The sequence below is a fragment of the Candidatus Magnetominusculus dajiuhuensis genome (assembly GCF_046044395.1).
Taxonomy (GTDB): Bacteria; Nitrospirota; Thermodesulfovibrionia; order Thermodesulfovibrionales; family Magnetobacteriaceae; genus Magnetominusculus; species Magnetominusculus dajiuhuensis.
Genome location: NZ_JBJUSG010000001.1, coordinates 1 through 19,970, shown reverse-complemented (window position 1 = coordinate 19,970; position 19,970 = coordinate 1). Strand labels below are relative to the sequence as shown.

The following is a 19,970-nucleotide window of genomic DNA, read 5'->3' as shown; positions in this document are numbered from 1 at the left end:
GTTATGTCTCCGATTTTAGGACAGAGAGGATAAACTCTTTTTCTATCCCCTTTATTATTTTAACCTTGCCAATTTCGGTTGGCAGGACGAATTTTATGGCTCCTGCGACGGTTTTTTTGTCGTAAATCATGGCCTCGACAAGCGACCCTATTGCTATGCCCTTTGGAATTGACGTTGGCAGGCCATACCCTTCTATCAGGTCTCTGATCTCCTTCAGCGCTGCCGCGGGCAGCAGCCCCAACGCCGCCGCAATCCTCGCCTCCGCGTACATGCCCCACGCCACGGCCTCACCGTGCAGGTATTGTGTGTACTGCGTTACGGTTTCCAGAGCGTGACCAGCCGTGTGCCCACAGTTTAGTATCTCTCTGAGACCTGATTCTCTCTCGTCCTTAGAGACGACCTCTGCCTTGATGCGGCACGATGTGTGGATTATGTGTTTGAGGGCGGCGCTGTCGCGTGAGAGAATCTTCTGGCGATTGTCTTTTAAAAATGCAAAGAGCGCGGCATCTCTTATAATGCCGTATTTTATTACCTCTGCAATACCTGCCCGTAGTTCCCTTTCAGGGAGGGTTTTCAGGGTGTCTATATCAATACAGACGAATCGCGGCTGATAAAACGTGCCTATCATGTTTTTCCCAAAGGGGTTATTGACACCAGTTTTCCCGCCTACAGAGCTGTCAACCTGCGATAGAAGGGTTGTCGGCACCTGCACCAAAGCAATGCCGCGCATATAGATTGACGCGGCAAAACCGGCCAAATCACCCACCACTCCCCCGCCAAGCGCCACAACGGCAGATTTCCTGTCAAGCCCGACGGTAAACATCTCGTTAAGGACAGATTCCACGTATCTCATATCCTTATAGGCCTCCCCGTCGGGGATAAATATTGGGAATACCTCAAAGCCTGCCTTGTTAAGTGATTGCGACACGCACGCCCCATAATGCTTGAACACGGTCTCGTTAGATACTATCACGATTTTCTTGTTAAACCCCAGGGAGGATAGTTTTTCTCCAAGCGAATCTATCGCACCTGCTCCAATTGAGATTTCGTAGCTTCTCTCGCCTAAGTTTACTGTTAGATTATCTATTAAACCACTCATCGGCTCATCAACTTTGCGGATTGAATAATTTCTTCGGCTACAAGGATTGGCGTCTTGTCTGCTGTGTCTATGACAATGTCGGCGTTTAGGTAAAAAGGTTGCCGAAACTCAAGGAGTTCCCTGATTTTGGCCAGCGGGTCCGGGACATTAAGGAGCGGCCTGTCGTTGCCGCCAGAGATGCGGGCATGTATAACATCGGGGGCGGCGGTAAGGTTGACCACGATGCCGTTTTTGCGCAGAAGCTCAATGTTTTCCTGTCTTAAGACGATACCGCCTCCGGTGGATATGACCACGTTAGAGAGGTTGGAGATTTTCCCCGCCATTTCTGTCTCCATATCCCTGAATTTGGCCTCGCCCTGTGTGGCGAATATCTCGGTGATTCTCATCCCTTGCGCCTTTTCTATCTCCGAGTCAACATCAATAAGATTTCTGCCAAGCAACTTCGCCAGCACCCGCCCTATCGTCGTCTTCCCTGTTCCCATGAATCCGGTCAGCACTATGTTTTTCAATTAGTTTATTGCCTTCATTTTATATGCCCGATTTATATGCCCGATAAATATTTCATGTAATTATAATAGTTTGCCTTTGTTTCGTCAATGGCGTCGCCGCCGAATTTATCCAAAAAGGCATCGGCAAGGACGACTGCCATCATGGCCTCGGCAATGACTGAGCACGAGGGCACGGCACATACGTCAGACCGCTCATAGGCGGCCTCAATTGCTGACTTCGTTAGTAAATCTACCGACTTCAGAGGTTTTTTTCTCAGCGTTGGGATTGGTTTCATCGCGGCGCGCAGCACTATGGGCATCCCGTTGCTCATACCGCCCTCTATGCCGCCCATGTTGTTGGTCTTCCGGTAAAAACCGAAATGAGGCGTCTTAGGTTTATCATAAAATATCTCATCCATAACCTGCGAGCCGTTGAGTGTGGCGGCATTAAATCCCATGCCTAGTTCAACACCTTTGACGGCCTGAATGCTCATGATGGCCTGTGCCAGTCTGCCGTCGAGTTTTTTATCCCATTGGATGTGTGAGCCTAACCCAACGGGCACATTCGCCGCAAACACCACGAAAGTTCCACCAAGTGTGTCACCGGCTGCCATTGCATCGCCGATTGCGCTTATCATTTTCTCTGAGTCCAGTGAGTAGGGAGTGCGAACGGTACGATTGTCGCCCTTTGAAACGTCAGCCTCGGCCATTTTGAATAATTCGATGAGTTCGCCGCTTTCTGCCACTTGTGGCTGCGCGCTGCTTTGGACATCTCCTATGGAAGTTACAAAGCTGCCGATGAAGATTTCGAATTCTTGTAAGAATCTCTTGCAAACCGCACCGAGGGCAACCCTTGTTGTGGTTTCGCGGGCTGAGGCGCGCTCAAGAATGTTTCTTATGTCTTTAAAACCGTACTTAGCCGCTCCGGCGAGGTCTGCGTGTCCGGGGCGTGGTCTGGTTACCGCGGCGATTGCACCCTCGTGCTCTGATGAGATGGACATTCCCTTTACCCAGTTGGCGGAGTCCCTATTGGAAATTTCTATCGCAATTGGGCTTCCCAGAGTCTTTCCCCACCTGACGCCGGTGAGGATTTCTGCCTTGTCGGTCTCAATAGCCATCCTGCCGCCCCTGCCGTAGCCCATTTGCCTGCGCATGAGTTCTTTGTCTATATCGTCCTGACTAAGCGGCATATTGGAGGGCAGTCCTTCTACAATGCCAACGAGTGCCTGCCCGTGTGATTCTCCGGCGGTTATTATTTTTATGCCTGACACGTTACCTCGCTATGGAAATCAATAGATAAAATATGTGCAAAAATACGGGTGAAGGGGGGTTACCCCCCTTCGTCTTTAATCCTTAGGCTGTTATGTTTACGAAGGTTCATCTGCCTCTCTGTTTACGATCCTTGGAGTTATGAAAATCAAATACTCGTTTGTTTGTAGTGCATAGGTATTGGTCTTAAACAACCATCCCAGTACCGGTATGTCTTTCAGAAAGGGAAGACCTTCGTCCCCCTTCGACTCCTTCGTTGCGAAAACACCGCCCAATACCAGAGTTTCGCCGTCTTTTATCAACACCTTTGTTTGTTCCGCAAGCTTAGTTGTTTGAGGGGCCGAGCTGCCTCCGATTGTGACAGATTGCAGGAAGTCCTCCTTGCTGATGTCTACCTGCAATATAACCGAATTGTCGGGGGTAATCTGCGGCGTAACGTCTATTTTTATCGTTACGTCTTTGAAGGCCGCTGAGATTTCACCTTGCGCGTTCATCTGCGGATACGGGATGCTCTGACCCTGATTTATGCTGGCCTTCTGTAGATTCAACGTCAGGAGACGAGGGTTTGTGAGGACTTTCCCCTGACTGGTATCTTCCAACGCCTGAAGTTTTAAGTCCAGTCCAGCCGTCTTGGCGGCATTCATAAAACCAAGCACTATGCCGTCTGTACCGGCGGTGGATAGTATACTCGGCAAGGTACCAAGATATGAATTACCTGCCAGAGAGCCAAAGGTTCCGCCAACGCCAAGTCCGCTGGTCTGCCCACTGCTGGCAGCCGACTTATTATACGACAGTATGCCCCAGTTTATGCCAAGAGTGTCATTGACGCTCTTTGAAACCTCCACTATTCTTGCCTCTATCAACACCTGTTGCGGGGGCTTATCCAATTGCTTTATCATCCTTTCTATATTGTCCATGACTCGCGGTATATCTACCACAATAATGGAGCTTGTCCTTTTATCGATTGTCATTGTGCCGCGCGGAGACAGCAACCCGGACGATGTACCAGAGGGGGGGGGCGTGGCCTGGGGATTACTACCTGGGGCTGGGGTGGAGGTCTGTGTGGCCGATGGAGTTGATGTGAGAAGGGCTTTCATTTCATCCACCGTTGCGTAACTGATTCTGAATATTTTGGTCACGAGGGGTTCCATCTGTTCCTGGGTATCTTTAATGCCCATATCTGTTTTGACCCTTTTGAGGTCTGCGTCTCTCTCCTCATCAAGTTTTTTTGTGGGGGCGATTCTTATGATATTTCCGGTGATGTCGCAGCCCAGAGAATGAATCTTCAGTATGAGGTCAACTATCTGAAACCACGGCGCGTCCTTCACCTGCATAGTTATTTGCCCCTGAACCGTGGGGTCAACAACTATGTTGCAGCCGCTTTCCTCTGCCAGCACCTTGAAAACCGAAACTATACCCGCGCTTTGGAAATCGAGGCTGAGCAGCTTGTTGTTCGTGCCGCAGGGTACGGGTTTACCGCAGAGAACGCCAGTTACACCGGCATCGGGTGCCTTTGCCTCTGCCGCGTTATCTGTTGATGACGCCACAGGCAGGGGCTGAGTGCCGCCGTCCGGCGGTGGGGAAAGTTTGCCCTGCGCGGGGGCCTTCCTGTCCGCTTTTTTGCCTTCTGCAATGGCCGACTTATGCTTTGCGTCTATGTCTGACATTTTTTTCGCTGCCGCAGCCGCCATCTCCGTAGTCGTCAAGGACACTATCACCGTATCGCCGACGGTCAACACCTTTGATGAGGCGTCTTTATCCAGCTTCATAATTATTCGTATTCCTGAGGGTCTTTCCTCCGATTTGAGTTCCTTTACAGGGGGGAGCAAATCAGTAGGCATAACTGCTGATAGGCGCACGCCGGGTATGTCAACAAGCAAAGTCTCCCGAAGCTTTGAGAAATTAGGCTTCATAGCGCCGTCGCCCTGTATTACCAGGTTTACGGCACCGTCTTCTTTCTTAAACGTCAGCCCTGTTATGCCTCTGGCGTCAGGGTTGAACGGGGCGGGGGTGTTTTCCGCGGTCTCGGTCTCCGGCATTACAAATACATCGGCGTCATGGTGGGACTGTGCCGGTTGCGGGCTGGACAAGATATCATCTAACCTTTTGACGTTAATTGCCAGCACGTTGCCGTTAAGAGAATGGGCGACATCCAACGGAGCGGTCAGGGTCAGCTCAATAAGGGTGGCCTTTACGGGCACAGTCTTGTTTATAAACGCAATTTCGCTTATGCCATCTTTTTTAGGGATGATTCGTTCTGTAAAAAGCCCCTGGCTGACGCCTTTTAGCTCGATAAACACCTTAAACGGGTCGGAGGTTCTCGAAAAGGAGTACTCAAAGTTCCCGGTCGCCGTGATTTTCAGCGAATAGTCATCAACGCTGACATCAGTCAACACATTATCAGATACGGCGCGAATAGGCTCATCACCGAGCGTGGTGTTTGTGCTCACGCAGCCTGAAACCAATAATACGGCCAACAAAAATAAGGCAAGCATATTACGTCTTTTAATCATAACCTTTCCTCCGGGGGAGACTGCTCTTTATGAAGTAAATCATTTTTTCTTTACCTTTTTCTTATGGGAGCTCTTCGCGTGGACAGCCTTTTTCTGAGCCACGGGTGGGTGGGGAATTATGGCCGGTTGTATGTCAGTGGGATTTATATCCAGACATATGCTGCCGCTGCCTGCCGCTACGTTTGCCCGTTTTATAATCTTCATTTCACCGCCGGCATCAGAGAACATGATGCTCAAATCATTTATGTGTATTGGTGGTGGCGGCGGGGTGGATTTGATGTCAGCAGTGGAGGCGGGCACCTCACCCGGTACTATCTTAATCACGTCGCCCTCTACTATCTTCCTTAATTTAGTGGATTCCATGATTAAATCAAGGGCCTTGTCCCATGGCATATCCTTGACATGAATCGTCACCTTGCCGCTTACATGCGGGTCAACCACTATGTTATAGTCGCTGACGTAGGCTATGAGTTTTAAAACCGCAATGACATCAACATCATTGAAGTTCAGCGTGATAGGGTTTCTTTTCTTTGAAATATCAGGCTTAGCCTGCGGCGTGGGAGAAGGCACCGGTTTGTCCTCACTTGAGACTTCTGTGGCCGCCGCCTTATCCTTTGTGGCGGACGACTTTTTTTCCACAGTGGCCGCTGGCGTCGTTGAGGCCGCGTCAACTATGATGATAACAAGCCTGTCGCCCTGGTCGTCAACCTTATATTGCGCGTTTTCTGATAAATCCATCACTATGCGAACCTTGTCCTTATGCTGCGCCCACCTGATTGCCCTGATGGGTGGTGAGACATCTTTCGGAGTCACGGTGGTCATTTTTACCCCCCGTAAATCCACGATGACCCTGCCGTTGAGAGTGGATATGTCCGCCGTTAACAAACCGTCTCCTTCTATCTCCACTCTGGCCGCCTTATCCGCGTCTTTTGCAAATCTGACTCCCGTTACATTTTTCCCGGTTGGCAGATGTCCTTTGTTGTGCTGAGGCCTGGCCGTGGGCTGCTCGGAGTTCACGCCCGGCTCTGGTTTATCAAACGCCAGCGAGAGGGTGTTATTGGCATACTTGTCCTTTATGCTGGCAGCCGCGGTGAGCGACAACACTACCACGCACCGGTTGTCAGCTAACGTTACCTTCATGTCTGCCACCTTTGTGCTTCCCGGCAGTATAATATCCTTAAAGCGGCCGGGGGAGATGTCAAACAGCTCAATCCTCTTTGTGTATGAGTCACTGGTGTCTGCCACCTTGTACCTGAACGGTTTAGATGCCGTTATGTTTACCAGTTCATTTGTCACTTCTATTGATGTGATGGCATTGCCAGTCTGTTCGTCCGGGAGACTGGCTTTTTGTGGCTTAGAGTTGTCGGACGCGGCGGCCACAGGTTCCTTTGCCATGTCAGTGGACACGATGGCGTTGTCTTGTTGTGGGGCAGTTGGGGCATTTCTTGTGGTTTCAATTGCCTGGGTGCACCCGTTAAGAAAAACTATACATAAGGCAGTGGTTGTCAATCCTTTTATTGTTGCGTTAATCATTCCTGGCCCTCTTTCCTCAGTGGTATTGGATGTAAAGACTTGTCCTCTTTGCCGAGGTCGTCATATGTAATCACTTCCACTACTAAGTTATCACTGTTGATCTTGACAACCCTTCCGCCTTCTCTGCCCAGATACATCCTCTCAGTTATTACGAATGTCTTTCCGTCTACTTCCACAACGGCATATCTTTTCTTTGCATCCACCACTATTCCTTTTAACACTATGGCATTTAGTTCGGGAATCTCAAGTGGTGAAAGTGCGCGGGGGGGCCTGTTCGGTTTTACCGCCGCCGATGCCGTCAGCCTCTTTTTCCTCATTTCTGCCAGCGACAAAAAAGGGTCTTTCCTTCCATTCGGTTCATAGTTGTACCTCTCTATTGTAAGAGGCTTTAGTGCTGTGGCCGTCTCATTGTCCATAGGGACTGCCGCCGCGGGGTCGGCTGGAGACGCCGCACATTCACCCGGCAAACTAACGCCCCATAGAAAACAGACACACACTGCCGCTATAAAGCACAAACCCTTTATCATATCTCTGCATACCATGTCATTTGGCCTATCATTTGCCGGGGCCTTTGCCCTTGTCATCAGCGATGGCGGAGAAGGTCGAGGCCCCAAGACTTATAGACAGAACCGCCTCGTCACCCGATACCTTAGGGCTGCTCAAATCTATTTTCGACGTGTTGACTATCCGGTCAAGTGCCGTTATTCTGCTCAGGAAATCGCCAAGTTTGTGATATGTGCCTTGTACCAGCACCCTGACGGGAATCTCATAAAGTATATTGCTTGCGTGGTTTTTCCTTGGCTGCGGCTCCCACAAATCCACCTTCAATCCGGCACCTATCGCATTGTCAGATACCTGCTTAAGGAGGTTCGTTATCTCGTGTTCTTCGGGCAGATGCTTCCTGATTGTATTATACTCCTCTTCGGCTAATTTCTTCTGTGCCTGCAGACCGGGCAGTTTTGCCACCCTTTTCTCTGCTGTGGCTATCTCTTCGTCTGTCTTTTTGAGTTCCACTTTCAGTTTATCAATCTGTTCAGTGGTAGGGCTGTATATTAACAGATAAAAAGGTATGGCTATTATGATTGCCGGCACGAGCGCTATCAATGCCTTAAGGCCGGGGTGAAGTTTATTTATGTCAGGGAGCACAAGCATTATGCCGCCTTAACCACTACATTTATGCTCATCTGCATCTCAAAATTGTACACGGGCATATCCGCGTGTCCCGTGCCTCCCATACTTATAGACCCGCTCTGGGATTTGCTCAGATAGACATTATTAAAGAGTTTTGAGTTCTTAAGTTTGTTTACGAATATGACTAAATCGTCGTTTTTCTCGGCGGTGCCGCTTAACGACAGGCCTTGCTCGTTAATGCTCATCTTTGTCAGCCAGACATTGTCCGGCAGGAGTTTACTTATCTCATCCAGCACCTTTACCGGCGTGGTCTGGTTGGCTATTAACTGTTCTATCACCTTTTTATTATCGGCAATCTCCTTGATTTTCTTTTCAAGGGCCTCGACATCTTTCGTTTTATTTTTCAATGCCTCAAGTTGTTTGGTCTTTTCCGCCTTTTCCTTTTGCATCATATTGAGTTTGTTTGACAAAATCTTATACCCGAAGCCCGCTCCTGCTAATGAAAGCACCAGCACCAAAACGATTACCGCATACAGGATGGGTATCGCGGCGGGGGGTTTTTTTCTTCTTTTCGCCTTTCCATCTGAGGGAAGGAGATTTATTTTGATCATCTGTCTCCGAGCCTTCTTGTTGCAAGCCCGACGGCTATCGTGGCTATCGGGGCTATGGACTGCAGATAAGCGGCGTCAATACCCTTTGGTATCTTTATATCCTTAAACGGATTTAACAGCGTCACGGGATAGCCCGTCATGTCTGACAACTTTTCTTTTAAACCCTTTACCAGCGCCCCTCCACCACCGAGCCACAAGCCCTCTATTGCCTCCATCTCTGGAGAATCGCTGAAGAAATCCAGCGAATGATTTATCTCCATCACTATGTCCTCTGATACACTGTCAAGCACAGGGGCCGCCTGTTCAGGGGTAATTCCGTTTACTGTGGCACCGGCCTTTATCCTCTCCGCGTCTTCGTATGATAAAGAGAATTGGCTCATCAGGGCCTCGGTATGATTTCTGCTCCCAATGGAGCTGTCTCTTGTGAAGGCGGATATCCCGCTTTTCAGTATGTTTATTGTCGTATTTGACGCACCCACATTGAGCAGGGCCACGCTTCTGGATGCCTCGGTCTGATAGTTTGCCCCATACATGTTCTCAAGCGTAAAGGCGTCTACATCCACTATGACCGGAGTCAATCCGGCGTCTTTGACCGCGCTTATATAGCTGTTTAATACATCTTTTTTTACCGCCACCAGTATAACATCAATCTGTCCCGGTTCTTCGGCTGGGCCAAGTATCTGATAATCCAGATTCACGTCGTCTATCCCAAAGGGCACATACTGTTCTGCCTCATAACGTATATTTTCGTTTAACACCTCCTCTGTCATGTCTGGCAGCGTGATGCGTTTGATTATCACAGAGGAGTGCCCGGATATTGATATTACCGTGTTTTTGGTCTTTATCTTTGCCTTTTTGACCAGCGCCTTGATTGCGCCGGAGAGTTTCTCTGAGTCTGCCACCACGTTTTCGACTATCAGGTCAGAATCAATCGGCAGGAAATCAAACAGTTCCAGCTCGTAACCGGTTTTGAGGTCTTTCAACTGCACGGCCTTTATGCTGGACGACCCTATGTCCAGCCCAAGCAGCGATTTAGGCCCGAATATATCTATCACAGTATATTTCTAACATAATCTAAAAATCTTGTCAAGTGTTTTTTTCCCATTTTTTTAGCTACTTAACCATTTATTATAAAATTCTGCTTTAACTATTGCCTCGGCTTTTCCCTAAAAAAGTCGCTATCTTAATTTTTTTGTCCGCATATGTGCCAATCCCAAACAGATTTCCCCTTATGTCCTTTAATCTCACGGCTTCCCCGTTTTGCCGGTCAGGGGCATAGTCATCAAGCATTGAACCGTTTAGTATCTTCCTTTGTTCATCAGGGGTAAGCGTCCTCTCAACAAGGTGGCACAGAGTCTCGTCCATAGAAAGCACCCGCGCGCTTTCAAGGGTATCCAGGCCGCATGAGCCGGTTATGTTGAACATCCCCACACCCGTGCGTTTGAGCGCGTGGACGTATCCGCATGAGCCGAGGCTCTCGGCAAGGTCGCTGCAGAGGCTCCTGACGTATGTCCCCTTTGAGCAGTGTAGGGCCAGCGTAATGTATGGCAAATCGAAGGCCGTCAATGTGATGTCGAATATGGTAATGGTGCGCTGTTTGCGCTCTACCTCAAGCCCCTTGCGGGCGAGTTTATACAGGGGGGTACCGTTTATCTTCAGGGCCGAGTACATGGGCGGGGTCTGGGAAATTACGCCGGTAAATGCCTTCAACGCCTCCTCAACACCTTCGGCGGTTATCCCTGATATTGGGGCTGTCCTGACTACTTTCCCTTCTCTGTCGAGGGTTTCCGTGTGCTCTCCAAGTTTTACGACGGCGTTGTATTTCTTGTCCAGCGTGGCCAGATACGGTGTGAGTTTTGTGGCATTCCCACAAAGCACAATAAGCACCCCCTCGGCCAGAGGGTCAAGTGTGCCGGCGTGGCCGGCCTTGCCGAGTTTTAGCGCGGCCTTTATTCGCTGCACCGCGGTATGGGAGGATATCCCTTCCGGCTTATTGAAATTTATAGCGCCGTTAATCACCCCCGGAGGACTCTCCGATTCCGTCCAAAGATTCCATGAGCGCCATTTTTGATGTCTCTATGTCTCCTGTTATTCTAAAGCCCGCCGCGTTTTTATGCCCGCCTCCGCCGAGTTTCTCGGCTATTTTAGCCACATTCACATCGCCGCGAGAGCGCAGTGAGGCCTTCCAGAAGTCCTTGCCTGTCTCTTTAAACAGGGCCGCCACTTTTATGGTATTTATCATAATGGGGAAGTTGACAAAGTTTTCTGTGTCTTCGGGCTTGGCGCCTGTTCGTTTCAGCATATCGCTTGTTATAAAACATATGGCCGTGTCTTTTTGTATCTCAAGGTTATTGAGCATATGCTTGAGGAGCATGAATTTTGCCTCAGTCCAGTTGTTATGCAGGCGGTCGGCTACGAAAGATGGCCTGACGCCCTTTGAGACGAGGTCAGCGGCCACAGACAAAGACTCGGCCGTCGTATTGGAGTACCTGAATATCCCGGTATCCACAGCAAGCGCCGCATAGAGATTTAAGGCCATAGCGCCGCTTATCTCAACGCCGAGTGCTCTAATCAGAAAATATATCATCAGGCCGGTGGCCGGGGACTTGGGCAGCACCCATCTGATGTCGCCGAAGTCGGATTCCGTCTCATGGTGGTCAATGACGATTGTGAATTTAAACTTTACCCGTTCTATATCCGCCCTGTTGGGGGCGTTGCAGTCAACAAGCACTAAGACCGCGTCCCCGGACGACTTCAGGTCGCTTATAGGCGCTATCCGGGAGGCCTCGGGGAGGAAATTATACATGTCCGGCACGGGGTCACGAGAAAAGACTATGGCCTTTTTGCCGATGGTACAAAGCGCACTCTCCAGCGCAAGGGCTGACCCAAGGGCGTCACCATCGGGAAACATGTGCGGCACGATGTAGAATGTGTCATTATCCTTCAGGTATGACACTAAGTTCTCAGGAGGTTTCATTTTTCACCCTTTCTCTTTCATCTTTTTCTATATTTTTTAGCAGACCGTCTATTTTCATCCCGTAGGCAAGAGATATATCTTCTGCGAATACGATGTTTGGAATCTGCCTCAGCTTGACGTTCTTTGCGGCCTCATGGCGGATAAATCCGGCCGCCGCGTTCAGTATCTTTAATGTCTTGCTTAGTTCACCCTTTTTCAGGACGCTGATAAACACGTGTGCCGTCTTAAGGTCGTCGCTTAGCTCCACATCTGTAACCGTGATAAATCCAAGCCGCGGGTCTTTTATCCTGCTTAGGACTATCTCCGAAATCTCCTGCCTCAGCAGATCGCCTACACGCTGTGAACGCTTATAGGGCAGCATCAGGAAAGCTCCAGCGAATAGCCGAGGATTTCTATCTGCGGGTCTTTTTCTATCATATTTTTTACGTTTTCCAGCGTACTGTTTACATGCTGAGTGTCAGTGGATATACAGGCGGCGTAAAGCTCCACGCGCTGCCACAGGTCGTTTGCCTCCTCAGCCAGCGAGACGTTGAACTTGTTTTTTATCTTGTCCTTCACCGATTTGATGACAAACCTCTTAGCCTTCAGCGAGCCTGCATCGGGTATGTATAGGCTGATTCGCATTATCCCTATTATCATAAGCTGACATCATAAGCCGCAACGCAGGGGTTGAGTTTACAGTTTACCGGCAACCTTCTCTATCTTAAAGTTCTCCAGAATGTCGCCGACTTTCACATCGTTGAAATTCTCCACGAGAATGCCGCAATCGTAGCCCTTATGGGCCTCTTTTATGTCGTCTTTGAATCTCCTCAGCGTGGCAATTTTCCCTTCGTAAATGACGATGTTGTCCCTGATTACCCTGATGCCGTCGCTTCCCCTCTGAATGACCCCTTCGGTTACCTGACAGCCGCAGATAGTGCCTATTCTTGAGATAGTAAACAACTGTCTTACCTCCGCTGTGCCGAGAATGGTTTCTTTCAGCGTCGGTTCAAGGAGGCCTTCAAGGGCCTTTTTGACTTCGTTAATGGCGTCGTATATGACGTTATAAAACCTGATGTCAACGCCTTCTCTGTCGGCAAGTTTCATGCTCTTTGCGTCTGCCCGGACGTTAAACCCTATGATTATGGCGTTTGAAGCCGAAGCCAGCATTACGTCGGATTCGTTGATGCCGCCCATGGAGGTATGGATAACCTTTACCTTTACCTCTTCGTGCTTTATCCCCTCCAGAGAAGACCTGAGGGCCTCGGCAGAGCCTTGCACATCGGCCTTTATGATAATATTCAGTTCCTTTATCTCAAGCTCTTTGATTCTGGCGTAGAGTTCGTCGAGGTTGAGTTTTTTGGCGTGTGCCACGGTCAGTGACTGTGCCTTTTGTTTTCTGGACAGCGTTATCTGCCGCGCCTTTTTTTCGTCGTCCACTACCATGAACATCTCACCGGCGTTTGGCACGTCCGAAAACCCTATGACCTCAACGGGGGTTGAGGGTGTGGCTGCTATGGTCTTAACGCCGACATCGTCTATGAGTGCCCTGACGCGGCCAAAATTTACTCCGGCTACGAACACATCGCCGACCTTAAGCGTCCCCGACTGGATTAGAACGGTTGCTATTGCCCCGCGCCCCTTGTCCAGCCTTGATTCGATTATCACCCCGCGTGCCGGTTTTTTGGGGTTGGCCTTTAGTTCCATCATCTCGGCCTGCAGGATAATCATCTCAAGCAGGTCTTCTATGCCGATTTTCTTCTTTGCCGATACCTCGACAAATATATTCTTGCCGCCCCACGCCTCTGATATTACCTCATGCTCGGCGAGTTCTTTTTTTACCCTGTCTATGTCGGCGTTGGGTTTATCTATTTTATTTACGGCCGCTACTATGGGCACCGCGGCGGCCCTTGCGTGGTCTATGGCCTCAATGGTTTGTGGCATTACGCCATCGTCGGCAGCTACTACGAGCACGACGATGTCGGTTACTTTTGCCCCGCGCGCCCTCATCGTGGTGAATGCCTCGTGCCCCGGCGTATCCAGAAACACTATCTCCTTGCCTTTGAGCGTCACCTTGTATGCCCCGATGTGCTGGGTTATTCCTCCGGCCTCGGACTCTGTTACCTTGGTCTTTCTGATGGCGTCAAGAAGCGAGGTCTTGCCGTGGTCAACGTGCCCCATAATTGTAACAACGGGGGGGCGGTGAACAAGCCCTTCGGAGTCCTCCTGCACCTCGGCCGCATCGAAATCCTCCACCTCGGATACCTCTATCTTCACGCCGAAGGTCTCTGCGACAATGGAGGCGGCCTCAATGTCTATGGGCTGATTTATAGTGGGCATCGTGCCGAGTTCCATGAATTTCTTTATGACTTCTGATATCTTCTGCCCGATGGCCTTCGCAAACTCACTTACCGTAGTGCCTTCCTGGATTTTCATTACCTTCTTACGGGGGACTGTGGCCGGGATTAGTTGTTTTTGCGGCATTGAGCGCGACGACGAACGTGAGCGCATCCCCTTTTTGTTTGAGCGTGAGTCGAATATCTTTTTCTGCTCGACCTTTCTTATAGACTGGAAGGCGCGCTGCATACTGACCTTTGGTTTGGCCTTCTCCGCTTTTTCAACCTCGACTTTCTTTTTAAATCTATCGGGAATAGTTATCTCATCCTCTTCCTCGGTCTTCGCAACCACAACGCCGGGGATTGGTATGAGCTTTTCTTTGTCTTTGTCCGAATGGGCTGGTTGAGCCAGATGAGCCGGTTTCGGGGTAGAGTGCCGCTGCGGCCCTGGTGTCGGCTTCTTTTGACCGGATGCCTGTTGTTTGGCGGCAGGGGTGAACCTTTTTTCGTTTTTGTCGTTGTGTGGGCCTTGCCTTGCCGGTTGAGCGTCCTGTCTTGGTGGCGTGGGCCTTGCCGACGATGGCGTATATGGCGGCCTCGCCTGTGATGGTTGCGATGACGGTGTGTACGGCGGCCTTGCCTGTGAAGGTGTATGCGGCCTCGCAGGCGGCACCGATGATGACGGTGGCGGCGTATACGGGGTACGCGGTTTTACGGGTTCTATAGTCCCTGTTCCCTTAACTGCGGCCTTAAGCCTGTCTGCCAGTTCCTGCGATATGCCCGAGGAGTGAGTTTTGCCTTCGATGCCCATCTTAGTTATCAAATCAAGCAGTACTTTGTTTGGTACGTCTAGTTCTTTAGCAACTTCGTTTATCCTTATTGTGTGCATGAAGCCCCGACCTCCGTTTTCAATAACTCCCTCCATGCCGGCAACGCAGTTATTTTTCTTTTTAAAAATTTATTTATTTTTTTCTCATCCATAAAATTACCCACACATTTTTTATCGGGGCACAGGTAGTATCCCCTGCCCTGCATTTTCTTAAACCTGTCGAATATCGGGGTGTCTTCCGGTACTACAATCCTCAAAAGCCCGCTTTTTGCGTTCTTTTTCCTGCAGCAAACACATGTCCTTTCTGGCACCCTCAACATCACTGATACACATGTTATCATAAATACACAGTATTGTGCAACCCACAAAAGTAATCATCTGTCACAGGGCGACGGAGAGTTGGCTGTTTAGTAGTCAGGGCGCTTTACAAAGGATTTGATTTATTGTAAAATTCTTATAGTCGGTTCTGCACCGGCACAAAACAAAATATTTACGGAGGAGGTCTGCTATGGAAAGGACAGGGGTTATAGCATTTCAGGGCGGCGGCCTGACGCTGCTTGGCACTGAGGTAAAGGTTGGGGACAAGGCACCGGAGTTCACAGTTTTAGACAACGGGTTAGGCGCGGTTTCCCTGAAGGATTTCCCGGATAAGACGGTAGTAATCAGCGTAACGCCGTCTCTGGACACGCCGGTTTGCGACATGCAGTTGAGGAAGTTCAACGAATCCGCGGCCAAATTAAGCACTGATGTCGTGGTGTTAAATATCAGCATGGACCTGCCGTTTGCCAATGCCAGATTTTGCGCCGCCGCCGGAATTGACAGGGTCAAAACCCTCTCAGACTATAAAGATGCTGCCTTTGGAATGGCCTATGGCCTCCTGATAAAGGAACTACGCCTGCTGACACGCGCCATAGTGATAATAGATAAAACCGGCACAATCAAATACATAGAGATAGTACCGGAGGTCACAAACCACCCGGACTACGAAAAGGCCCTCGCCGCCGTAAAGTAATCGTGTTAGCGTGCGTGGCGTTACTGCGCCGACAGAGGCGGCTGTCGGCGTTATTTACCGCATAGCTGAGAAATTATCTTTTGGGTCTGAGCGGGTATGCCACGGTAAACTTATCTGAGCACGCGGCTTGTTGAATAAAACGGCAGCGGCTCAATACCGCGCGGCATGATATTTATGGGGGCTGGTTTTCCCGGCTATAGTCGCCCGACTGAGTAATACTCAAAGCCTATGCCTCGCATTTTCACAGGGTCATAGACGTTTCGCAAATCAAAAAACAGGGGCCTTTTCATAATCGCATATATTCGTTCAAAGTCGAGAGTTCTGAACTGGTTCCACTCAGTCATCATCACAGCAACATCCGCGCCTCTGAGGGTGTCGTCTATTGTTGAACAGTAGTTCACGGTTGGATAAAGTTTCGCCGCATTTTCCGACGCAACCGGGTCAAAGGCATTTATCTTCGCCCCCCTTTCCAGCAACTCGCCAATTAAAAACAGCGACGGTGCCTCCCTGATATCGTCCGTGTTTGGTTTAAAAGATAGGCCAAGAAATGCGGCTGTTTTTCCCTTTATATCTCCTACCGCCCGGAGTATTTTTTCAAGCATAAGCTCTCTCTGGGCGTCGTTCGTCTTAATAGTCCCACTCACTACGTTTAGCGTAACGCCTTCACGTGTGGCAAGGGAAAGCAGGGCGTGGGTGTCCTTGGGGAAACATGAGCCTCCAAAACCCGGTCCAGGGTGGAGAAACTTCTTTCCAATCCTGCCGTCAAGTCCCATCGCCCGCGCCACATCGTGTACATCCGCGCCGACATGTTCACAGAGATTTGCTATTTCGTTGATGAATGAAATCTTCGTGGCTAAAAACGCGTTGGACGCGTATTTGATAAGCTCTGACGTCTCAATATTCGTTATAATAAACGGTGTCTCTAACAGATAAAGCGGCCTGTACAGCTCCTTCATTATAGAAAGCGCCCTGTCGCCCTCCAACCCGACAACAACCCTGTTGGGCCGCATAAAGTCATTGACAGCGGCGCCTTCTCTTAAGAACTCCGGATTAGACACCACATCAAAATCCACTCCCCCTTTGACTTCCCCTGAAATGAGTTCCTTCAGCCACTTGCCTGTTCCCACAGGCACGGTGCTCTTGGTCACTATAACCTTGTATGAGTCAATATATTTGGCAACCTCTACGGCTACGGCCTCCACATAACTCATATCGGCGCTTCCGTCTTCCCTGGGCGGTGTGCCCACGGCTATGAATATTACGAGTGATTTCCTCACTGCGGCTGCAAGTTCTGAAGTGAAAACTAACCGTTCCTCACGCATACCACTGGCCACGAGGTCCTTAAGGCCGGGTTCGTAAAACGGTATTTCCCCACTTTTCAGGGCATCAATCTTCCCCGCGTCTTTATCAACACACGTTACCATCACGCCAAACTCGGCGAAACACGCCCCGGTTACCAGCCCTACATAGCCCGTTCCTATTACGCATATGTCCATCTAACAACCTCCTAATCAGTAGGCACTTGGTTTTGCTTCTATCATACCTTTGAAATTATAACACTTAAATATAGAGTATTCCCTTAGGATTTGTCCATTTTCATTTACTGTCAGAGGTGTTGCCTCGCAACGGTCAAACGCGAATGCCACAAAGGGATGAGTCGGCTGGTTGCCGTCGGTTGCAAATATCGCGTCTATGCGCCGTTGTGGGGCGGCCTTTCTCAGTTTTATGGCCGCTTCGTTAATCCCCGGCCACATGTCATATTCGTTTACCCTCCGGCCAAGATTTATACAGTAAACCCACGGGTTTCCCTTCGTGTAAAAGGCCATCTCCGCCGTAACCTGGTACTTGTCAGAAACGAGTAATACCTCTGTGCCGTAGGGATATGCCTTGCCCTCCTGTTGTAATTCGCCGTAGATGGTGGTTATCGCGGTCCCAAATTCCCGCCAGCCCCTGAGCCTTGAGGCGGGGTCATTGTCAGGGTTTAAGTGTAACACTACGGAGAAATGCCCGATTATCGTTACAACTAAGGCGGCGGCCGTCCCTATTACTATCGTCCTTTTGGCGTGAATGGACATGGCCTTAAACGCGTCTCTCCTGAAAAACACCCACGCGGCGGCGGCAAGCCCCGTAATATAGCCCGTCATCGGCCAATTTGCCTGAACCTTTCCCTGAACGCTCTTCACGGTGAAAAATAAAAGCACGGGGATGGAAAACCAAAACAGGAAATCGCCCCTTTTAGTTGCCCTGAGTTTAAAAAGGGCGGCTATAATAAGAAATAAAACTACGGGGGTAACGATACCTATCTGCGAACCTATGAACTCAAGCAGACTCATCGGCAATATCTGTAACCCGTCGGCCACATGGGCATGTCCCGCAGTGTGCCTGAGCGTAACCCAACCGTGTGCCGCGTTCCAGATTATAACAGGACTGAGGGCCAATATGCCTGCAACAAAGGAGACATACGGTTTAGGAGTCTTTAAGAGCCGCCGGTTTTCGGTAAAAAGAAGAAACAAAAAGGCGCATATGTAAAAAAACGCCATAATATACTTTGCCATAAACCCAACGCCGGTCAAAATCCCAAGCAGTATCCACAAACCATATCCGGCCTCTTTGTCGCCGTTGCCGACGATTTTCCAAAAGGTATACAGCGACACTATCCAGAGAAATACAAACGGGGAATCAATCGTAAAGATAACCCCATACGCGGCGTAAAGCGGTATTACCTGAAGCAGCAGCGCGGCGGTAAGTCCGGTAAATTGCCCTTCTTTTGTATCGTCAAAGAGGTGAATACAGAGTTTATAGAGATATACGCTTGACATGGCAGAGAAAACCACCGCCAAAATACGCACCCCAAACACATTCACCCCAAACACATGTGTCGAAAGCAGTATGAGATATACAATAAGCGGGCCTTTTGTGTAATAACTCAACTCCGGCCTTCTCGTGCAGTCCCAGTAAAGCGCCTCGTCGGGGCTTAAATCCAACTGGCCGGAAAGGATATACAATATCCGCAGCAGGCTTATAAGCGACAGCGCGCCAATCAGCATAGTGCCGTAAGAAATCCGCGTGGAGTTTGTTGTGCGGGGATTAGTCATAATTGTCTATGCCGTTAGCTCCGTTAATCAAAAACTGGATTCCTGCTTTCGCAGGAATGACACATTTATGTGTTCACCTGCCCTATGTTGTCTGTCCTCTGCCCTGCCTTGTCTGTCATTTGCCCCGTCTTGTCTGTCACCTGCCCTGCCCTGTCCTGTCTGTCACCTGCCCTGCCCTGTCCTGTCTGTCACCTGCCCTGTCCTGTCTGTCATATGCCCCGTCTTGTCTGTCACTTGCCCTGTCCTGTCTGTCATTCCTGCGAAGGCAGGAATCCAGAGAACCCTCTACCTGAGTTAACCGCATAGGCAATTCATTTAATTTATATAACCGCATGTTAAGCAGATGGGGACAGTGAGATGCAATGCCTTTACCTTCCAAACAGCTCTTAGAGCAGAAGCGCTGCTACAATAACTCCGATCTGAGTTAGAAGTGTCCCTAAAAGTCATTAGACAACTGATGATAGAGCCAGGAGATTAGACCTCGAACACGTCTTTGATATTGACTTGAAGCCCCTCGATGACCTTAGATGTAACTAAGCCGTCGCCCTCTATATCTCCTATGGAGAAAGTCCTGTATCTATCGCCCTCGATTGTTAAGACCTCAATTGCCAGCAGCTCTGATACAATTATCCAATACTCAGGCACTTTGTACTTTTCGTAGATAGCCCTCTTCACTACCATGTCCTTTTTGTAACTCCACGCCGAGACAACCTCACAGACTATATCTGGTACGCCGCGTATCCAATCCTGCTCTATGGCTGCGTTCTCTTTACGTATAAATAGTATGTCGGGCTGAAGCCGGTTGACCCCTTCCTCGAAGATTACGTCAAGTGGGGCTAAATATACTTTCCCCAGCTTATTTGCCTCAACGTGACGGTCTATTATTCTGAAAAGATTACTGATGATTCGTTGGTGTTTCGTAAAAGGGATTGGTGACACGACTTCCTCCCCATTGATTATCTCCGTTAAGTCTAAGTCTCGTTCGATTGTAAGTGTCTCCATGATGGTATTCTACTCCTAAGCATACGAGTTTGTCTATGGCCAACCAGCGATTCTCGGTGAAGGCAAGAACGATACTGGTAGTATGTATAGTATAAT

20 protein-coding genes are annotated in these 19,970 nt (G+C 49.5%); 1 reads left to right on the top strand and 19 read right to left on the bottom strand.

The window, feature by feature from the left end; translation table 11 throughout:
- Position 1: 1 nt before the first annotated feature.
- From aroB to AB7D94_RS00030, 15 genes are all read right to left on the bottom strand, one after another.
- Positions 2-1,099 carry a 3-dehydroquinate synthase gene (aroB, locus tag AB7D94_RS00100; protein WP_420263591.1) on the bottom strand — a complete coding sequence of 366 codons (1,098 nt, stop codon included), beginning with the start codon at positions 1,097-1,099 and terminating at the stop codon, positions 2-4.
- Entirely contained in the window at positions 1,096-1,608 is a 513-nt protein-coding gene (locus AB7D94_RS00095) for a shikimate kinase (RefSeq protein ID WP_420263590.1), read from the bottom strand. Before AB7D94_RS00095 ends, aroB begins: the two co-directional genes overlap by 4 nt.
- 32 nt (positions 1,609-1,640) lie before the next feature.
- Positions 1,641-2,858, bottom strand: coding sequence for a chorismate synthase (gene aroC, locus AB7D94_RS00090; RefSeq protein ID WP_420263589.1), 1,218 nt, complete (start codon positions 2,856-2,858; stop codon positions 1,641-1,643).
- A 96-nt stretch (positions 2,859-2,954) separates the two neighbouring features.
- The gene (gene pilQ / locus AB7D94_RS00085) at positions 2,955-5,369 is read right to left on the bottom strand and encodes a type IV pilus secretin PilQ (protein ID WP_420263588.1); all 2,415 of its coding nucleotides are present in this window, start codon (positions 5,367-5,369) and stop codon (positions 2,955-2,957) included.
- A gap of 39 nt (positions 5,370-5,408) precedes the next feature.
- A complete protein-coding gene (locus tag AB7D94_RS00080; RefSeq protein ID WP_420263587.1) occupies positions 5,409-6,902 on the bottom strand; it encodes an AMIN domain-containing protein in 1,494 nt (497 codons plus the stop codon).
- The gene (locus AB7D94_RS00075; protein ID WP_420263586.1) at positions 6,899-7,429 is read right to left on the bottom strand and encodes a pilus assembly protein PilP; all 531 of its coding nucleotides are present in this window, start codon (positions 7,427-7,429) and stop codon (positions 6,899-6,901) included. The genes AB7D94_RS00080 and AB7D94_RS00075 overlap by 4 nt, the downstream gene beginning before the upstream one ends.
- Positions 7,430-7,457: 28 nt before the next feature.
- On the bottom strand, positions 7,458-8,054 hold the full coding sequence (locus tag AB7D94_RS00070; protein ID WP_420263585.1) for a type IV pilus inner membrane component PilO: 597 nt from the start codon (positions 8,052-8,054) through the stop codon (positions 7,458-7,460).
- The gene (locus AB7D94_RS00065) at positions 8,054-8,644 is read right to left on the bottom strand and encodes a PilN domain-containing protein (RefSeq protein WP_420263584.1); all 591 of its coding nucleotides are present in this window, start codon (positions 8,642-8,644) and stop codon (positions 8,054-8,056) included. The genes AB7D94_RS00070 and AB7D94_RS00065 overlap by 1 nt, the downstream gene beginning before the upstream one ends.
- A complete protein-coding gene (gene pilM, locus AB7D94_RS00060) occupies positions 8,641-9,699 on the bottom strand; it encodes a type IV pilus assembly protein PilM (RefSeq protein WP_420263582.1) in 1,059 nt (352 codons plus the stop codon). Before pilM ends, AB7D94_RS00065 begins: the two co-directional genes overlap by 4 nt.
- Before the next feature lie 88 nt (positions 9,700-9,787).
- Positions 9,788-10,663, bottom strand: a complete 876-nt coding sequence (gene truB, locus AB7D94_RS00055) for a tRNA pseudouridine(55) synthase TruB (RefSeq protein WP_420263581.1) — start codon at positions 10,661-10,663, stop codon at positions 9,788-9,790.
- The gene (locus tag AB7D94_RS00050; RefSeq protein ID WP_420263580.1) at positions 10,656-11,621 is read right to left on the bottom strand and encodes a DHH family phosphoesterase; all 966 of its coding nucleotides are present in this window, start codon (positions 11,619-11,621) and stop codon (positions 10,656-10,658) included. The genes truB and AB7D94_RS00050 overlap by 8 nt, the downstream gene beginning before the upstream one ends.
- A complete protein-coding gene (rbfA, locus tag AB7D94_RS00045) occupies positions 11,608-11,982 on the bottom strand; it encodes a 30S ribosome-binding factor RbfA (protein ID WP_420263579.1) in 375 nt (124 codons plus the stop codon). The genes AB7D94_RS00050 and rbfA overlap by 14 nt, the downstream gene beginning before the upstream one ends.
- Entirely contained in the window at positions 11,982-12,260 is a 279-nt protein-coding gene (locus tag AB7D94_RS00040) for a DUF503 domain-containing protein (protein WP_420263578.1), read from the bottom strand. Before AB7D94_RS00040 ends, rbfA begins: the two co-directional genes overlap by 1 nt.
- Before the next feature lie 36 nt (positions 12,261-12,296).
- A complete protein-coding gene (infB, locus tag AB7D94_RS00035; RefSeq protein ID WP_420263577.1) occupies positions 12,297-14,825 on the bottom strand; it encodes a translation initiation factor IF-2 in 2,529 nt (842 codons plus the stop codon).
- Positions 14,813-15,076: a YlxR family protein gene (locus AB7D94_RS00030; RefSeq protein WP_420263576.1), complete on the bottom strand. Its 264-nt coding sequence runs from the start codon at positions 15,074-15,076 to the stop codon at positions 14,813-14,815. Before AB7D94_RS00030 ends, infB begins: the two co-directional genes overlap by 13 nt.
- Before the next feature lie 197 nt (positions 15,077-15,273).
- Between AB7D94_RS00030 and tpx the strand changes: the two genes are divergently transcribed.
- Complete coding sequence (gene tpx, locus AB7D94_RS00025) at positions 15,274-15,777, top strand: thiol peroxidase (protein ID WP_420263575.1); 504 nt, start codon at positions 15,274-15,276, stop codon at positions 15,775-15,777.
- A 194-nt stretch (positions 15,778-15,971) separates the two neighbouring features.
- Here tpx and AB7D94_RS00020 read toward each other — a convergent pair whose 3' ends face one another.
- The 4 genes from AB7D94_RS00020 to AB7D94_RS00005 form a co-directional block, all read right to left on the bottom strand.
- Positions 15,972-17,273, bottom strand: coding sequence for a UDP-glucose dehydrogenase family protein (locus AB7D94_RS00020; protein WP_420263574.1), 1,302 nt, complete (start codon positions 17,271-17,273; stop codon positions 15,972-15,974).
- Between the two features lie 15 nt (positions 17,274-17,288).
- Positions 17,289-18,872, bottom strand: coding sequence for an ArnT family glycosyltransferase (locus tag AB7D94_RS00015; RefSeq protein ID WP_420263573.1), 1,584 nt, complete (start codon positions 18,870-18,872; stop codon positions 17,289-17,291).
- A 136-nt stretch (positions 18,873-19,008) separates the two neighbouring features.
- Positions 19,009-19,176: a hypothetical protein gene (locus AB7D94_RS00010; RefSeq protein WP_420263572.1), complete on the bottom strand. Its 168-nt coding sequence runs from the start codon at positions 19,174-19,176 to the stop codon at positions 19,009-19,011.
- Positions 19,177-19,346: 170 nt separating this feature from the next.
- Positions 19,347-19,874 (bottom strand): Uma2 family endonuclease, encoded by a 528-nt coding sequence (locus AB7D94_RS00005; RefSeq protein WP_420263571.1) that lies wholly within the window; start codon positions 19,872-19,874, stop codon positions 19,347-19,349.
- Positions 19,875-19,970 lie beyond the last annotated feature (96 nt).

Bases quoted from the DNA above. Each gene is read 5' to 3' on its own strand.
- AB7D94_RS00020 (WP_420263574.1), bottom strand. From the start codon at position 17,273: ATGGACATATGCGTAATAGGAACGGGCTATGTAGGGCTGGTAACCGGG.
- tpx (WP_420263575.1), top strand. From the start codon at position 15,274: ATGGAAAGGACAGGGGTTATAGCATTTCAGGGCGGCGGCCTGACGCTG.
- AB7D94_RS00040 (WP_420263578.1), bottom strand. From the start codon at position 12,260: ATGATAATAGGGATAATGCGAATCAGCCTATACATACCCGATGCAGGC.
- pilQ (WP_420263588.1), bottom strand. From the start codon at position 5,369: ATGATTAAAAGACGTAATATGCTTGCCTTATTTTTGTTGGCCGTATTA.
- AB7D94_RS00010 (WP_420263572.1), bottom strand. From the start codon at position 19,176: ATGCGGTTAACTCAGGTAGAGGGTTCTCTGGATTCCTGCCTTCGCAGG.
- AB7D94_RS00075 (WP_420263586.1), bottom strand. From the start codon at position 7,429: ATGATAAAGGGTTTGTGCTTTATAGCGGCAGTGTGTGTCTGTTTTCTA.
- AB7D94_RS00080 (WP_420263587.1), bottom strand. From the start codon at position 6,902: ATGATTAACGCAACAATAAAAGGATTGACAACCACTGCCTTATGTATA.
- infB (WP_420263577.1), bottom strand. From the start codon at position 14,825: ATGCACACAATAAGGATAAACGAAGTTGCTAAAGAACTAGACGTACCA.
- rbfA (WP_420263579.1), bottom strand. From the start codon at position 11,982: ATGCTGCCCTATAAGCGTTCACAGCGTGTAGGCGATCTGCTGAGGCAG.
- AB7D94_RS00015 (WP_420263573.1), bottom strand. From the start codon at position 18,872: ATGACTAATCCCCGCACAACAAACTCCACGCGGATTTCTTACGGCACT.
- aroB (WP_420263591.1), bottom strand. From the start codon at position 1,099: ATGAGTGGTTTAATAGATAATCTAACAGTAAACTTAGGCGAGAGAAGC.
- AB7D94_RS00070 (WP_420263585.1), bottom strand. From the start codon at position 8,054: ATGCTTGTGCTCCCTGACATAAATAAACTTCACCCCGGCCTTAAGGCA.
- AB7D94_RS00065 (WP_420263584.1), bottom strand. From the start codon at position 8,644: ATGATCAAAATAAATCTCCTTCCCTCAGATGGAAAGGCGAAAAGAAGA.
- AB7D94_RS00050 (WP_420263580.1), bottom strand. From the start codon at position 11,621: ATGAAACCTCCTGAGAACTTAGTGTCATACCTGAAGGATAATGACACA.
- AB7D94_RS00005 (WP_420263571.1), bottom strand. From the start codon at position 19,874: ATGGAGACACTTACAATCGAACGAGACTTAGACTTAACGGAGATAATC.